The organism is Phytohabitans maris (genome assembly GCF_031085175.1).
Classification (GTDB): Bacteria; Actinomycetota; Actinomycetes; order Mycobacteriales; family Micromonosporaceae; genus Phytohabitans; species Phytohabitans maris.
The window spans coordinates 85,771-101,859 of record NZ_JAVHUY010000012.1; the positions used below are offsets into that span (position 1 = coordinate 85,771).

Below are 16,089 nucleotides of genomic sequence, written 5' to 3' on the forward strand. Positions count from 1 at the left end.
TCACCCCTGTCCGGATTTTTCCCGGCGGCGCCCCCGCAGGTACGCCAGCGGGCCGCGGACCATCCCGCGCCGGTTGGCGCTCAGCAGTTCGCGGGGGAAGTCGTCGCGCAGCCCCACCTCGCGCGCCGGCGACGGGCCGAGGATGTCCCGCAGCGCCGTCGGCGCCAGCCGCAGCAGCGCCCCGAGCGTCCGCGGCCGGCTCAGCAGCAGGCTGGTGTACGCGGCGGTGAGCCCGGTCCCGTACCCGACGAGCTGGCGGCGCAGCCCCTCCAGGTCGGGGCGGTGGTAGTGGCGCACGAGCGCGGTCGGCTGGTACGCGATCGTGCCGCCGTCGAGCAGCACCCGGGTGAAGGCCAGCGTGTCCTCGCCGCCCATGGCCGTGCTGCCGGCGCCGAGCGCCGGGTCGAACCCGCCGATCGACTCGATCACGCCGGGGCGGAACGTCATGTTCGCCCCCACGCCGAACGGCGGCAGCGGGTAGAGCGGGCTCTGCTCGTGCGCGGTGGCCGGCGAGAAGACCGCCGGGGTGAAGCCGCGCCCCTTGCTGTGCCCGCCGTACTGCTCGAACCAGACCTCGGCGGGCGTGGCGAGCTGGGCCGGGACGACCACGCCGGAGACCACGCCGGCCTCCGGGTGCTCGGCCAGCGCGCGGGCCACCTCGGCGAGCCAGTGCGGGTCGGCGACCACGTCGTCGTCGGTCCAGGCGAGGATCTCGCCCGGGGCGGCGGCCACGGCCGCGTTCCGGGCCCGGGACAGGCCGGGCTCGGGCGCGAGCAGGTAGTCGACCGGGCCGCGGCGGGCGGCCGCCGCGACCACGCGGGCGGTGGCGTTCGTGCTCGGCGCGTTGTCCACGACCAGGACCCGAAACCGCGGGTACTCCTGGGCGAGCAGGCTGTCCAGGCAGCGGGCCAGCTCCTCGGGGTGGTCGCGGGTGCAGACCACCACCGTGATCGGCGGCGCGTCCCGCAGCACCCGGGCACGGCCGGCCAGGAACGGCGCCTGCCCCGGCACCCGTACCCCGGCGGCGGTCAGCGGGCCGTCCAGGTCGCCGCCGCCGGCCCGGACCCGTTCCCGGATCGCCGGGCCGAGGTCGCGGTCGATCGCCGCGGCCAGCCGGTCCGGCGCCAGGCCCCACGCGGGCAGCGCGAGGTCGAGGCTGCCGACCGGTTCGGTGAAGGCCCGGACCAGCAGCCAGACCCGCTCGACCCGGTGTCCGTCCGATGTGGACCCTGGGATGGTCGGCAGCGGGCCGGCGACGTCCACGTCCCGCACCACGGCGGGGATCCGGTCCACGCCGGTGGGCGCGCTCATCGTGAAGGTGCTCTCGATCGTGGTCACGGTGTCCTCCGGGTACGCGTACCGGAGCTGGACAGCCACTCCACCGCGCCGCCGGCGGCCGCGGCGGCCAGGCCGGCGACGACCGTGCCGGCGCGGGCCAGGCCGTGGCGCTCGGTCCCGCGCACCGCGCCGGCCAGGTCGCGCCCGACGGCGAGCGGGACGGTGCGGCGCAGGTACTCCCGCTCGGAGGAGAGGCTGTCCCGCCCGCCGAGCAGCCGGGACATCTCGACCTTGCCGCGCCCCTCGTGGTAGCAGCGGCGCAGCAGGTAGCGGAGGCTGACCGTGCCGTCCGGGATGGAGTGGTCGACGCGGGCCAGCGGCACGTGCACCCAGTGGCCGCCGGTGTGCCGGCTCATCCGCAGGCAGAGCTCGGTGTCCTCCGGCCGGGACCGGCCACCGACCTTGCCGAAGCCGACCCGGAAGCCGCCGACCGCGGTGAAGACCTCGCGGCGCACGGCCATGCTGCCGGACCAGACGTTGCGGACGGTCGCCGGGATCGGCGAGACGCCGGTCTCCGACGCGCCCACCGCCCAGAGCAACGCGTCCGGGAACCAGTCCGGGCGGCGCTGCCAGCCCGGCATGATCGCCCCGCCGGTACCCACCACGCGCGGGTCGGCGAACGGCCGGACCAGCCCGGCCAGCCAGCCGGGGTGGGCGACCGTGTCGTCGTCCAGGAGCGCGACGACCGGGGTACCGGTGTGCGCGACGCCGGTGTTGCGGGTGCCCGAGACGCCGCGGGCGTGCTCGTTGCCGACCGCGGTCACGCCGGGCAGCTCGCGCCGGACCCGGGCCAGCAGCTCCGGGTTGTGGTCGACGGCGACGACGACCTTCGCCGGGGCGGGGGACTGCTCCCGCACCGACCGTACGGTGGCCACGAGCCGCGCCCAGCGCCGCTCGTCGTGCGTGGGGATGACCACGCTGACCGGGGCCATGTAGGTGTTCATGCCGCCCGCCTCTCGCCGGCCGGCTCGGCGGCGCCGGCCGGGCGGACGGGCAGCGGCACCGGGGCCTCGACCGGAGCCGGGGTCGCGACGCGGGACCGCTTGGCGTTGCGGCGGTACTCCGACACGATGGTGCGCAGCACCCGCATGCCGTCGCGGAACGTGTTGAGGTTGCTCTCGCCGTACTGGCGGGGCGCCTCGACGCTGGGCACCTCGGTCACCCGCAGCCCGGCCGCGGCGACCCGGATGTTGATCAGCGTCTCGATCTCGAAGCCGTCACCCCAGAGCCGGCCCCCCGCCGGCGCCGGCGCGTCGATCGACGGCAGGTCGAGGTGGTCGAGCACCGAGCGGTGAAACGCGTTGTAGCCGTAGCACAGGTCGGTGAACCTGGTCCCGAAGAGCGTGTTCACCAGGCCGTTGAGGCCGCGGTTGCCGAGCCGGCGCAGCGGCGTGATGTCGTAGCTGTCGCCGCCCTCGCGAAAGCGCGAGCCCTTGGCGAAGTCGGCGCCGCCGTGGACGGCCGCCACGAACCGGTCGATCTCGCCCGGGTCGGTCGAGCCGTCCGCGTCGATCATCACGATGATGTCGCCGCGAGCCTCGGCGAACCCGCAGGCGAGCGCGTTCCCCTTGCCGGCCCGGGTCTGCTGGGTGATCACGATGGACGGACGCAGTTCCCGCGCGACCTCGACGGTCCGGTCCACGGAGCCGCCGTCGACGAGGATCACCTCGACGTCGGCCGGGATCCGGGCGAACACGGCGGGCAGGTTTCGCTCCTCGTTGAGCGTGGGGACGACGACGCTGACCGACGGCCGGCGCGCTGGCCGGCCACGGCCGTGAACAGGTGATGTGGTCATTTGATCGGCCCTCCCGAAAAAGGCGCAAAATTGCCTTTCTCACGATCAAGCGGATTGGTTCCGACATGGTCTGAGAAATCTCGCTGAAGCAAGAATTGCGCGTATTTGTCGCCTCGGACTCGGGCCAAAGGGCCTGCCGCACCGGGCCGAGAGGTCGAGTGCGGCTGTATACGCAGCGCTAATTCGGACGGCGATCACCAGCGCGGCACTCTTGGCGCACCCGGGCCGAAAGCCGTCACCGCCGATGCGTGGCGCCCGATCCGGTACGCCACTCCGCAAACCACCCGTGACCTGGGCGTACTCCTGCGCTTGCCGGGGCCGCATGGGACAGTTGGGAGGGCGCCGTGGTTTCGATCACAGCAATCGTGGCGTTCGATCGGCGGCCGCGAAAAACGGTCACCGGGTCGGAAAATCTCGCAGTGCCGATTGTCGAAATATACGCTACGTAATGGCGAAGCTTCGCCTGGTTACATTGGCGTTTGTCGGTGCGAGAAGGCCGGGGTATATGTGTAGCGATTCTGTAACGCAGCGTAATTGCACGCCTATCCCGGGCGGCGCTGAAGGGGAACTACAGCGGTACTGCAGCGGCCGGCGCGAGCATCGCCGGACTGGCGCGCCGAGTGGGACAGGAGGGCCGGTGGCCGAGGTGGTGCTGTTGGCTGACGAGCGGATCTCCGCGGTGCCGGTCAGCGACTGCGGCGAACCGCTGGTGGACCTGCGCACGGTCGCCGGCGTCGAGGTGGACGGCCGGCAGGCCGACGCGGCCGGGGCGTACGCGCGGGTCCGGGCGGGCGCCGCGCGGCTGCTGCTACGGGCCCAGCGCGCGCTGCCCGCCGGGTACCGGATGGTGGTGGTCGAGGGGTACCGGCCGCCGGCGTTGCAGGCGCGCTACTTCGACGAGCACGTCGCCCTCCTGCGCGGGCGCCACCCGGACTGGCCGGCGGCCCGCCTGCGCCGGGAGGCCAGCCGGTACATCTCCCCGCCGGCGGTGGCGCCGCACGTGACCGGTGGCGCGCTCGACCTGACGCTGCGCGGCCCGGACGGCCGGCTGTGCTGGATGGGCACCGAGGTGAACGCCTCGCCCGAGGACAGCGACTGCGCCTGCTACACCGACGCGGACAACATCTCCGGCGAGGCCCGGAGCAACCGGGCGGCGCTGCGCTCGGCGATGACCGGCGCCGGCTTCGTCAACTACCCGACCGAGTGGTGGCACTGGTCGGTCGGGGACCGATACTGGGCATTCGTCACCGGCGGCGCGGCGGCCCGGTACGGTCCGCTGCCGCACTGACCGGCCGATCGAGCGCGCTTGATATTTTCCGCGTCCGTCAATCACACTGATCTCCCGGGACGCCCGATCTCCCGGACGCCCGAGGCAAGGGGATCGTCTCACGGGGGGCTCGGTGGAATTCCGTCTCCTTGGCGCACCCGAGGTCTGGGTGGACGGCCGGCAGGTGGAGCTGACCGCGGGCAAGCCCATGGCCCTGCTCGCCGCCGGGCTGCTGCGGGCCAACCGCGTGGTGTCGACATCGGTCCTCGTCGACGCCGTCTGGGGCGACGCGCCACCGGCGACCGCGGCCGCGCTGGTGCAGACGTACGTGTCGAACCTGCGCCGGGCGCTGCTGCCCGGTGGCCGGCCGGTGATCCTCACCCGCCCGCCGGGCTACCTGTTCGACGTCGGGCACGACGACCTCGACGTCAGCCGGTTCGAGTCGCTGGCCGCCGCCGGCCGGGCGGCCGCCGCCGCGGGGGAGGACCGCGAGGCGGTACGGACGTTGGGGCAGGCCCTGGCGATCTGGCGCGGCCCGGCGCTCGACGGCCTGCGTACGCCGGTGCTGCGGCAGGCCGCGGAAGGGCTGGAGGAGCAGCGGCTCGGCATGGTCGAGGAGCGGATCGGCGCCGAGCTGCGGCTGGGCCGGTCCGGCTCGCTCGCCGCCGAGCTGGCCACGCTCGTCGGGGCGCACCCGCTGCGGGAGACGCTGCGCGCGCAGCAGATGCTCGTGCTGTACCGGCTGGGCCGCCAGGCGGACGCCCTGGAGGCGTACCGGCAGGCGCGCGAGCTGCTCCGCGCGGAGCTGGGCATCGATCCCGGCCCGGAGCTGCGCCGCATGCACCAGGCGATCCTGACCGGCGACCCCGCGCTGCGCCCACCGCCGAGCGACCCGGTCGCGGTCACCGGCCCGGAGCCCGCCCCCGGCCCGGAGCCGGCGGCGGAGGCGGTCCCCCGCCAGCTGCCGCCGGCGATCGGTGAGCTGATCGGGCGCGACCGGCAGATCGAGCGGCTCCGCCAGCTGCTGCGCCGCGCGCCCGCGGCCGGCCAGCCGGTCTGCTGCGCCATCACCGGGAAGGCGGGCAGCGGCAAGACGGCCCTGGCGGTCGCGGCCGCGCACGCGGCCGGCGACGTGTTCGACGACGGGCACCTCTACGCGGCCTTCCGGAGCGCGGACGCCGGGGAGAGCGGCGAGATCCTCGCCGCGTTCCTGCGCGCGCTGGGCGAGCCCGCGTCCCGGCTGCCGGAGTCGGTGGAGGAGCTCAGCGGCCTGTTCCGCAGCCGGATCGCCGGGCGGCGGATCCTGATCCTGCTGGACAACGCCGGGCCGGAAGCCCAGATCCGGCCGCTGCTGCCGGCGCACGGCGGGTCCGCGGTGCTGCTGACCAGCCGTACCGCGCTGATGGGCCTGGATCCACAAGGGACACTCGGCCTCGACGTGCTGGAGCCCGGCGACGCGTTGCTGCTGCTGCTGGCCCGGCTGGTCGGCGCCGAACGGGTGGCGGCCGAGCCGGCGGCGGCCGACGAGATCGTCCGGCTCTGCGGCGGTCTGCCGCTGGCCGTGCGCACCGCCGGCGCCCGGCTGGCGGTACGGCAGCGGTGGCCGCTGAGCGTGCTCGCCGCCCGGCTGCGCGACGAGCACCGCCGCCTCGACGAGCTGGTCGCCGGCGACCTGGAGGTGCGGGCCAGCCTCCAGCTGAGCTACTCCGGCCTGCCCGACCCGACCCGGCTGGCGTTCCGCCGGCTGGGCGTGGCCGGGGTGGGGGAGTTCTCGCCCTGGCTGCTCGAGCCGCTGCTCGACGTCGCCGAGTCCCGCGCCGAGTACTTCGCGGAGCGGCTGGCCGACGCGCAGCTCGTGGACGCCACCGGGGTCGGGCTCGACGGGCAGGTGCGCTACGGCGTACACGACCTCATCCGGCTCTTCGCCCAGGAGCGGGCGGACGCCGAGGAGCCGACCGCCGACCAGCGCCACACCGTCGAGCGGCTGGGCCGGCGCCTGCTGGCCACCATCGCGGACCTGCGCGCCCGCGTCCCGAGCGGCGGCGGGCCGGCGGCGGACGCGCAGGCGTGGCTGGACCAGGAGCGGTGGCTGCTGGTCCAGACCGTGGAACGGGCCAGCCGGCTCGGCCTGCACCGGCTCGCCGGCGAGCTCTGCACGGCGGTACGGGTCTCGTTCCGGCTGCGCAACGCGTTCGAGGCGTGGTGGCGCACCCACCAGGCCGCGCTCGGCGCGGCCCGGGCCGCCGGCGATCGGCTCGGCGAGGCCAACCTGCTGCGCGGGCTCGGCCAGCTCCGGTACGAGCAGGACCGGCTGGACGACGCCGCCGAGTTCTACGGCCGCGCCCTGGAGGCGTTCCGCGAGCTGGGCGACCTGCGCGGCCAGGCCGACTGCCTGATCGGGCTGGCCTCCACGCACCGCGAGGAAGGCCGGTTTCCCGAGGCGTTGCGGCTGCTCGACGAGGCCAGCCGCGCCTGCGCCCGGCTGGAGGACACGGCCGGGCTGGCCGAGTGCGCCTACGGCATCGGGTACGTCGACCGCGAGGTGGGCGACTTCGCCGGTGCCGAGGCGGCGTTGCGCCGGGCGCTGGCCGCCTACCGCCGGATCGGCGACCGGCGTGGCGAGGGGCTGACGCTGCGGTCGATGGCGATGGTCCACCGGGCCCGGGGTGAGCTCGACGCGGCCGAGCCGCTCGCCACCCGGGCCGTGGCGGTGTTCGAGGAGATCGGCGACGACCTGCTCGCCGCGTACGGCCAGCAGTGCCTGGCGAAGGTGCGGATCAGGCAGGGGCGGCCCGGCCTGGCCGAGGAGCCGTTGCGCGCGGCGCTGCGGGTCTGCGCCGACCTCGGCGACCGCTTCGGCGCGGCGCTGGTCACCCGTACCATCGGCGAGCTGCACCTGGCCGCCGGCGACCTGGAGGCGGCCGAGGCGCGGCTGGGCGAGGCCCGCGAGCACTGGGTGGCGATGGGCCTGGACCTCTTCCGGGCCCGCACCGACCGCGACCTCGCGGAGGTCCACCGGCGCCGCGGCGACCTCGCCACCGCCGGCGAACTGCACGCGCGGGCGCTGGCCACCTTCCAGCGGTACGGCAGCCGCGAGCGGCACGAGCTGGCGGCCCGGCCGGCGTCCTGAGCCGCACGCGGGCCGGTGCGGCGGGAATGCAGGCGCGGTACAGCGCGGCTGCAGCAGCGGGCTCCACTGTGGTGCGCGACGAACCGCATCGTCGCGCATTCACGGGAGGAAACGACATGACCAGCAGACCCAGCCCGCCTCGCAGGCGGCCGCCCGGGACCATCCGCCGGCTGCTCGGCGCGGCGGCGACCGCGGCGGCGCTCTCCGTCACCGCCGTGGCGGCCGGTGCCGTCCACGACGTCGCGGGCGGCGCCCGGTACGCGTACGCCGCGCCGACCCGGTCGGCGATCGCGGCCACCGCGAACGCCGAGGTGGGTACGACCGGCGACGGCAACCAGTGCCAGAAGTACGGGCCGCTCTGCGCCGACTGGTGCGCGATGTTCGTCACCTGGGTGTGGGAGCGCGCCGGCGTCGTGGGCGCCCCGCGCGGCACGTATGTGGCGACGGAGGTCGGCCGGTGGGGTGCCGACCGCGGGCTGTTCAAGCCACGCCCCGCCGGGGGCCGCGGGCAGCCCCTGCCGGGCGACATCGTGGTCTACGGCGCGCCCGGCTCGGGCACCGGCGGCCATGTGTCCATCGTGTACTCGGTGAACCCCAACGGCAGCATCACCACGATCGACGGCAACTACAACAACCGGGTGGCCCGCCGGACCATCGACCCGGTCACCGCCCGGGCCGGTGCCCGCGACGTGCTGATTTCCGGCTACGTCACCCCGCCCGGCGTGGAGGCGACTCCGCCCGACGACCACGGCCTCGCCGACGTGACCGGCGACGGCTTCACCGACCTGGTGGCGTTCAAGCCGGACGGCACGATGTGGCTCTACTCCAACAACTTCGTCCGTGACGGCGGCTGGCCCTACAGCGACGTGCGGCAGATCGGCCAGGGCTGGAACGGCTTCGACCGCGTCATAGCGGCCGACGCGACCGGCGACGGGTACGCCGACCTGGTCGCGTTCAAGCCGGACGGCACGATGTGGCTCTACTCCAACAACATCGAGCGCGACGACGGCCGCCCCTACAGCGACGTGCGGCAGATCGGCCACGGGTGGAACGCGTACGACCGGATCGTCGCCGCCGACGCGACGGGTGACGGGTTTACCGATCTGGTGGCGTTGAAGCCGGACGGGACGATGTGGTTGTTCTCCAACAACTTCGTCCGTGACGGCGGGCAGCCGTACGGCGACGTGCGGCAGATCGGCACGGGGTGGAACGGTTTCGACCGCGTCGTCGCCTCGGACGCCACCGGTGACGGCTTCACCGACCTGGTGGCGCTCAAGCCGGACGGCACGATGTGGCTGTACTCCAACAACTTCGTCCGTGACGGCGGCCGCCCCTACGGCGACGTGCGCCAGATCGGTACGGGCTGGAACAACTTCAACCGGATCGTCGCCTCGGACGCCACCGGCGACGGCTACGTCGACCTGGTCGCGTTCAAGGCCGACGGCACGATGTGGCTCTACTCCAACAACTTCGCCCGTGACGGCGGCCGGCCCTACGGCGACGTGCGCCAGATCGGCCAGGGCTGGAACGCCTTCAACCGGATCGTCGCCTGATCCCTCCCCTCGGGAAGCGCGGGCCGCGCGGCGGCCGGCGTACCCCGCCGACCTCCCCTATCTGACAGGAATCGCTGTGCGTATCAGAAGACTTCTCGGCTACCTCGGTGTCACCGCGTCCATGGTGCTCGCCTCGATCGTGCTGGTGAGCTCCCCGGCCCACGCGCTGAGCACCCGTCCCTGCGACCCCAACGGCACGACCGCGAGCGACGCGAACGTCGCCCGCCGCCTCAACCAGACCCTGACCGGCGGGATGCGCGGCAACATGACCGCCTACAACGTCTCGTGCGCCAGGACGATCGCCACCGTCATCAACGGCCGCGGCCTGCCGGTGCGGGCCGCCCACATCGCCATCACGACGACCGTCGTCGAGTCCACCATCCACAACTACACGGCCGGCGACCGCGACAGCCTGGGCCTGTTTCAGCAGCGGCCGTCCCAGGGCTGGGGCACCCCGGAACAGATCATGAACCCGGTCTACGCGACCAACCGCTTCATCGACGCGATGCTCGGCATCAGCGACTGGCGCACCGGTCCGATCGGCCGGATCTGCCAGGACGTGCAGCGCTCCGGTTTCCCGGACCGGTACTACACCGCGACCAACGACGGCATCGCCATCGCCAACGCGGTCTGGGCCATCACCGGACCGGAGCCGCAGGTCGGGCACAGCATCACCGGCGACACGTACACCGACCTGGCCGCTTTGAAGGCGGACGGGACGATGTGGCTGTACTCCAACAACTTCGCCCGGGACGGTGGCCGGCCGTACGGCGACGTGCGGCAGATCGGCCACGGCTGGAACGCGTACGACCGGCTCGTCCCCGCCGACGCTACCGGCGACGGCTACACCGACCTCGTGGCGTTGAAGCCGGACGGGACGATGTGGTTGTTCTCCAACAACTTCGTCCGTGACGGCGGCTGGCCGTACGGCGACGTGCGGCAGATCGGCCACGGCTGGAACGCGTACGACCGGATCATCGCGGCCGACGCGACGGGTGACGGGTTTACCGATCTGGTGGCGTTGAAGCCGGACGGGACGATGTGGTTGTTCTCCAACAACTTCGTCCGCGACGGCGGCCAACCCTATGGCGATGTGCGGCAGATCGGCCAGGGCTGGAACGGCTTCGACCGGATCGTCGCCTCGGACGCCACCGGTGACGGGTACGCCGACCTGGTGGCGCTGAAGCCGGACGGCACGATGTGGTTGTACTCCAACAACTTCGAGCGCGACGGCGGCTGGCCCTACAGCGATGTGCGGCAGATCGGCCAGGGCTGGAACGGCTTCGACCGGATCGTCGCCTCGGACGCCACCGGTGACGGGTTCACCGATCTCGTGGCGCTCAAGCCGGACGGCACGATGTGGCTCTACTCCAACAACTTCGTCCGCGACGGCGGGCGGCCCTACAGCGACGTACGCCAGATCGGCCAGGGCTGGAACACGTACAACCGCATCATCGCCTGATCCTCCCGAAAACGGCGCGGCGGTCGCGGTGCGGCCGCCGCGCCGGTCAGCGCGCCCCCGACGGCGGCCGGATCTCGCCGGAGCCGCGCGGGATGGTCGTGGTCGGCAACACGGTCCGGCGCGGGCCGCTACGGTCGCCGTCGAGGCGCTGGAAGAGCAGCTCGGCGGCGACCCGGCCCATCCGCGCCGGATCCTGGGCGATGACGCTCACCCGGGGCTTGAGCAGGTCGGCCATCGGAAAGTCGTCGAAGCCGACGAGCGCCACCGTGCCTTCGAGCCCGAGGCGCTGCAGCGCGGCGATGGCGCCGATCGTCACGAGGTTTTGGCTGGCGAACAGCGCCGTGGGCGGGTCGGCGGAGCGCAGCAGCCGTACCGTCGCCGCGGTCGCCTCCTCGACGGTGTGCAGGTCGTGCGCGTGGTCGGCGGGGCGCCACGGCAGGCCGCGCTCCAGGCAGGCCCGCTGGTATCCGGCGAAGCGCTGCTGCGCGGTGGGGATGATCCGCAGGTCGCCGAGGTACCCGACGTGCCGGTGGCCGGCGTCGGCGAGGTGGTGCACCGCCGTCCGGGCACCGCCCTCGTTGTCGCAGAGCACGCAGTCGGCGCGGATGCCCTGCGGCGGGCGGTCGACGAAGACGGTCGGCGTGCCGGCCTCGATCTCGGCGCGCAGGTACCCCTGGTCCTCGCCGACCGGCGCGACGATCAGGCCGTCCACCCGCCGCTCGCTGAACGCGCGCACGAGGGTCCGCTCGCGGCCCTGGTCCTCGTCCACGCTGCCGGCGAGGATCAGCACCTGCCGCTCGTTGGCGGTGTCCTCGACCGCGCGGAGCAGCGCGCTGGAGAACGGGTTGGCGAGGTCTTCGAGCACCATGCCGATGACGGCGGTGCGGCGGTTGGCCCGGCGCAGCGCGCTGGCCGAGACGTTCGGCCGGTAGTCGAGCTGGTGGATCGCCCGGGTGACCGCGGCGACCTTCGCCGGAGTCACGCCGCTCTCCCCGTTGACGACGCGGGAGACGGTCTTGATGCTGACGCCCGCCATCGCCGCGACGTCGCGCAGGGTGGCCCGCTGCCGGTACGGCGCGGCGACCGGATCGCTCTGTGTCACCACAACATTCTGACAAGCTTGTCAGCGCCACGCCCGCGCGGGCGCACGCCGACGCGCCGTAACAAGGTGGAAACCAGGCGTTGACACATAGCTGACCATCGCTCAGACTCATCCGACAAGGTTGTCAAACGTGGCCCCGGCGCCGACCACGATCCGCTCCGTCTCCGTCGACTACCCGTATGGGAGCTGAGACGAATGCTCAGGAGAGTTCGAAGCACCGCGATGACAACGGTGTCAGTGTTGGCCGTCTCGGCGGGCCTGGCCGCGGTGGCGGTCCACGGTGCGTCCGCCGGTACGCCGCAGGACTACCCGGAGTTCCCCTACCCGGTGACGAACTACCAGGAGGACAACCGCGGGCAGTACCACTTCAGCGCCCGCGGCGGCTGGATCAACGACGTCAACGCGCCGCTCTTCCACGACGGCGTCTACCACCTGTACTACCAGCACAACCCGCACGGGCTGCGCTGGGACACCATGCACTGGGGGCACGCGACCAGCACCGACCTGGTGCACTGGCAGCAGAAGCCGATCGCGCTCGAACCGGGCGTGCACCCCGGCAACCTCTGGTCCGGCGGCGGCGTCGTCGACACCGGAAACGTCAGCGGCCTCAAGGACGGCGACCAGGACCCGATCGTCGTGTACTCCGGCACCGACGGCGTCACGGTGTTCTACTCCACGGACGGCGGATACACGTTCAAGACGTACGGCGGCGGCCGGCCGGTCGTCGTTCCACAGGGGACCAGCCGTGACCCGAAGGTGTTTCGCGACGAGGCCTCCGGCCGCTGGGGCATGGTCGTCTGGTCGGACCACGGCGGCAACGGCGTCGACTTCTACACCTCGACCGACCTGCTGCACTGGACGTTCGCCTCGCGGTACCAGGCGGGCTGGCTCTTCGAATGCCCGGACATGGTGGCGATGCCGCTCAACGGCGACCCGTCGAAGCCGCGCTGGGTGCTCAGCGACGCCAGCGGCGAGTACGTGGTCGGGACGTTCGACGGCACCCGGTTCAGCACCGACTGGACCCAGCCGCGCAGGTTCAACCACGGCCAGAACTCGGGCGACGGCAGCTACTACGCCGGCCTGACGTTCACCAACCTGCCGGACGACCGGATCGTGTCGATGGCGTGGCAGCCCGGCAACGCCGGCACGATCTGGACCGGCAACCTCACGTTCCCGGTGGAGATGCGCCTGGTGACGGTCGACGGGGAGCCGCGCGTGCTGAGCACCCCGATCGCCGAGATCGACCGCCTGCGCACCTCGACAAGGACCTGGACCGGGCGCACGCTCGACACCGCGAGCGCCCGCGCCCTGCTCGACGGCGTCGAGGCGGACACCTATGAGATCAAGGCCGAGTTCCGGATCCCGCGCGGCACCGGGCCGAGGTTCGGTTTCCGGCTCGGGGTGGGGCAGGACGGCTGGTACGACCACGAGGTCACCTACGACGCCGCGGCCGGGACGCTCGACGGGGTGCCGATGCCGCCGATCGACGAGCGGGTCACGCTCCGGCTGCTGGTCGACCGCGGCCAGGTCGAGATCTTCGGCAACAACGGCCGGCTCTACCGCAGCCTCAACGTCAACTTCGACAGCCTGCCCGGCGGCGACGCGGTCGAGCTCTTCACCGGCGGCCGGGTGCGGCTGGAGCGGCTGACCTTCCACGGGCTCGGCTCGATCTGGGGCGGCGAGTCCACATTGGTCGACAACCTCGGCGGCCAGTGGTACACGGACTCGGGGGTCTGGTCGGACGCGACCGGCGGCAAGAAGGGGACCGGCGGCGGCGACGCCTTCTACCTGAACACCCGCGGCGGCGACGACTTCACGTACGAGGCGGACGTACGGCTCGACTCCGGTGTCGCGGCGGCCGTCACGTTCCGCGCCAACCGGGACGCCACCCGGCACTACACCGCCAACGTCGACGCCCTCGCCAGGGTGGTCAAGCTCTGGCGGCCCGGCCGCGACATCGCCACCTACCCGCTGGACGTCCAGATCGGACGGACCTACCACCTCAAGGTGGTCGCCGAGGGGCCGCGGCTGCGGGTCTACCTCGACGGCGGCACCACGCCGGTGATCGACGCGACGGACGACACGATCCCCAGTGGACAGTTCGGGTTGAACGTCTACAACGGAACCGCGCTCATCCAGAACGTCCGGGTCGGGCCGGTGGGCTGAGCGCCGGGCCCGGTATCTCGCCGGACCCGCGGACGACGAGCCGGGTCGGTACGAAGTGGACGGTCGGTGTCCAGTGCTCGCCGTCGAGCCGCCGGAAGACGAGCCCGGCGGCGAGCCGCCCCATCGCCGACGGGTCCTGGGCGACGACCGTCACCGGCGGCTGGAGCAGGTCGGCGAGGGGGAAGTCGTCGAAGCCGACCAGCGCCACCTCGTGGTGCCGGCCCAGCTCGCGCAGCGCGCGCACCGCGCCGATGGTGACGAGGTTTTGCGCGGTGAAGAGCGCGGTGGGCGGGGCCTCGCCGGCGAGCAGCCGGAGCGCGGCCCGCTCTGCGTCGCCCTCGGTGTGCAGGTCGTGCACGATGTGCTCGGGCGACGGCCGGATGCCGTGGTCGCTGAGGGCCTCCTTGAAGCCCTGAAACCGTTGCCGGGCCGTGGCGATGGAGAGCAGGTCGCCGAGGTAGGCGACCCGGCGGTGGCCGTGCGCGACGAGGTGGTGCACCGCCTCGGCCGCGCCGGCGTGGTTGTCGACCAGGACCGCGTCGACGTCGACGCCGACCGGCGGGCGGTCGACGAAGACGACCGGGGTGCCGGCGTTGACCTCGCCGGCGAGGTAGCGCTGGCTCTCGCTGGCCGGCACCACGACGAGCGCGTCGGCCTGCCGGGTGGTGAACGCGTGGACCAGTGCCCGCTCGCGCTCCGGGTCCTCGTCGACGCTGCCCGCGAGGATCATCACCCCGCGGTCGCGGGCGACGTCTTCCAGCGCGCGGTGCAGGGCGGAGGAGAACGGGTTGGCGACGTCCTCCAGCAGGGCGGCGATCGCGGCGGTCCGGCCGTTGAGCCGGCGCAGGCTGCTCGCGGTGAAGTTGGGCCGGTAGTCGAGCTTGGCGACCGCCTGCTGGACGGCGGCGACCTTGGCCGCGGCGACGCCGCCTTCGCCGTTGACCACCCGGGACGCGGTCTTGGTGCTCACGCCGGCGAGCAGCGCGACGTCGCGCAGCGTGGGGCGGCGCGCCGGTACGCGGGCGGGTTCCTGCGTCACGGGTCATCCCTCCGGCCATGCGCTCGACAACGATGTCAAGATGTAACGTACCGGCACGTACTCAACTATTGACATACGCCAGAACGCAAGGGTTAACCTCCTCGACATCGTTGTCGAATCCGTCCTCGGCGACGAGACACCCCGACCGAAGGAGCGGACATGAGGAAGCGCACCGGCCGGCGGGCCGCGCGCCTGTTCGCCGCCGTAGCCGCCCTGAGCCTGCTGGCCACCGCTTGCGGCGGCGACGACGCGGGCGACGACGGTGTGGCGGTCTCACTCATCACCAAGAACTCCACGAACCCGTTCTTCGTCACCATGCAGGACGGCGCCCGGAAGGCCGCGGAGGGCGAGGGCGTCAAGCTCACCGTCGCCGCCGGCAAGGAGGACGGCGACGAGGCCGGCCAGGTGCAGGCCATCGAGGACGCGATCGCCCGCGGCGACGCCGGCATCCTCATCACGCCGAACGGCCCCGGCGTCAACCCCGCCATCAAGAAGGCCCGCGACGCCGGCCTGTACGTCATCGCCCTGGACACGCCGCCCGACCCGGCGGACACGGTGGACATCACGTTCGCCACCGACAACTTCAAGGCCGGCGAGCTGATCGGCAAGTGGACGGCGGCCCAGCTCGGCGGCAAGGCCGCCACCATCGCCCTGCTCGACCTCTTCAACGACAAGATCGTCTCGGTCGACTACAACCGGGACCAGGGCTTCCTCGCCGGCATGGGCATCCCCACCGGCGACAAGCGCAAGAACGGCGACGAGGCGCCGAGCGGGAGCTACTCCGGCGGGACGTACCAGATCGTCTGCAACGAGCCGACCGACGGCGCCGAGGACGGCGGGCGTACCGCCATGGAGCGCTGCCTCGCCAAGAACCCGAACGTCAACGTCGTCTACACCATCAACGAGCCCGCTGCGGTCGGCGCGCAGAAGGCACTGCAAGCCGCCGGCAGCAAGGACGTCATCGTCGTCTCCATCGACGGCGGCTGCAACGGCGTACAGCAGGTCAAGAACGGTCTGATCAACGCCACGTCGCAGCAGTACCCGCTGAAGATGGCCGAGCTCGGCGTCAAGGCGATCAAGCAGATCGCGACCGGCGGGGCCAAGCCCGCGGTCACCAGCGGCCTGGACTTCTACGACACCGGCGTGGCCCTGGTGACCGACGAGCCGGCCACCGGCGTGGAGAGCATCGACAGCACCGAGGGCGCGAAGATCTGCTGGGGCGCGGCCTGACCCACCT

At 72.9% G+C, this 16,089-nt stretch carries 11 protein-coding genes; 6 read left to right on the forward strand and 5 right to left on the reverse strand.

The annotated features are described in order from the left end of the window. Genes RB614_RS14780 through RB614_RS14790 form a run of 3 tightly spaced genes read right to left on the reverse strand, consistent with a single transcriptional unit; the run spans window position 1 to window position 3,133 of the window. Window positions 1–1,377, reverse strand: coding sequence for a glycosyltransferase family 2 protein (locus RB614_RS14780; protein WP_308713055.1), 1,377 nt, complete (start codon window positions 1,375–1,377; stop codon window positions 1–3). Then, a complete protein-coding gene (locus tag RB614_RS14785; RefSeq protein WP_308713056.1) occupies window positions 1,335–2,282 on the reverse strand; it encodes a glycosyltransferase family 2 protein in 948 nt (315 codons plus the stop codon). The genes RB614_RS14780 and RB614_RS14785 overlap by 43 nt, the downstream gene beginning before the upstream one ends. Further along, window positions 2,279–3,133, reverse strand: a complete 855-nt coding sequence (locus tag RB614_RS14790) for a glycosyltransferase family 2 protein (RefSeq protein ID WP_308713057.1) — start codon at window positions 3,131–3,133, stop codon at window positions 2,279–2,281. The genes RB614_RS14785 and RB614_RS14790 overlap by 4 nt, the downstream gene beginning before the upstream one ends. Window positions 3,134–3,770: 637 nt before the next feature. Between RB614_RS14790 and RB614_RS14795 the strand changes: the two genes are divergently transcribed. The 4 genes from RB614_RS14795 to RB614_RS14810 all read left to right on the forward strand — a co-directional run bounded on the left by RB614_RS14795 (window position 3,771) and on the right by RB614_RS14810 (window position 10,545). Next, window positions 3,771–4,421, forward strand: coding sequence for a M15 family metallopeptidase (locus tag RB614_RS14795; RefSeq protein WP_308713058.1), 651 nt, complete (start codon window positions 3,771–3,773; stop codon window positions 4,419–4,421). Between the two features lie 112 nt (window positions 4,422–4,533). Then, window positions 4,534–7,530, forward strand: coding sequence for an AfsR/SARP family transcriptional regulator (locus RB614_RS14800; protein WP_308713059.1), 2,997 nt, complete (start codon window positions 4,534–4,536; stop codon window positions 7,528–7,530). 116 nt (window positions 7,531–7,646) lie between these two features. Further along, on the forward strand, window positions 7,647–9,083 hold the full coding sequence (locus RB614_RS14805) for an FG-GAP-like repeat-containing protein (protein ID WP_308713060.1): 1,437 nt from the start codon (window positions 7,647–7,649) through the stop codon (window positions 9,081–9,083). Between the two features lie 76 nt (window positions 9,084–9,159). Next, window positions 9,160–10,545 (forward strand): RCC1 domain-containing protein, encoded by a 1,386-nt coding sequence (locus RB614_RS14810; protein ID WP_308713061.1) that lies wholly within the window; start codon window positions 9,160–9,162, stop codon window positions 10,543–10,545. A gap of 46 nt (window positions 10,546–10,591) precedes the next feature. Here RB614_RS14810 and RB614_RS14815 read toward each other — a convergent pair whose 3' ends face one another. Next, entirely contained in the window at window positions 10,592–11,647 is a 1,056-nt protein-coding gene (locus RB614_RS14815; protein WP_308713062.1) for a LacI family DNA-binding transcriptional regulator, read from the reverse strand. 231 nt (window positions 11,648–11,878) lie between these two features. Between RB614_RS14815 and RB614_RS14820 the strand changes: the two genes are divergently transcribed. After that, entirely contained in the window at window positions 11,879–13,813 is a 1,935-nt protein-coding gene (locus RB614_RS14820) for a glycoside hydrolase family 32 protein (protein ID WP_308713063.1), read from the forward strand. On the opposite strand, the gene RB614_RS14825 is transcribed toward RB614_RS14820, so the two are convergent. Beyond that, window positions 13,779–14,852: a LacI family DNA-binding transcriptional regulator gene (locus RB614_RS14825; protein ID WP_308713064.1), complete on the reverse strand. Its 1,074-nt coding sequence runs from the start codon at window positions 14,850–14,852 to the stop codon at window positions 13,779–13,781. The genes RB614_RS14820 and RB614_RS14825 overlap by 35 nt on opposite strands. Before the next feature lie 159 nt (window positions 14,853–15,011). Between RB614_RS14825 and RB614_RS14830 the strand changes: the two genes are divergently transcribed. Beyond that, complete coding sequence (locus RB614_RS14830) at window positions 15,012–16,082, forward strand: substrate-binding domain-containing protein (protein ID WP_308713065.1); 1,071 nt, start codon at window positions 15,012–15,014, stop codon at window positions 16,080–16,082. The last annotated feature ends 7 nt before the right edge of the window (window positions 16,083–16,089 follow it).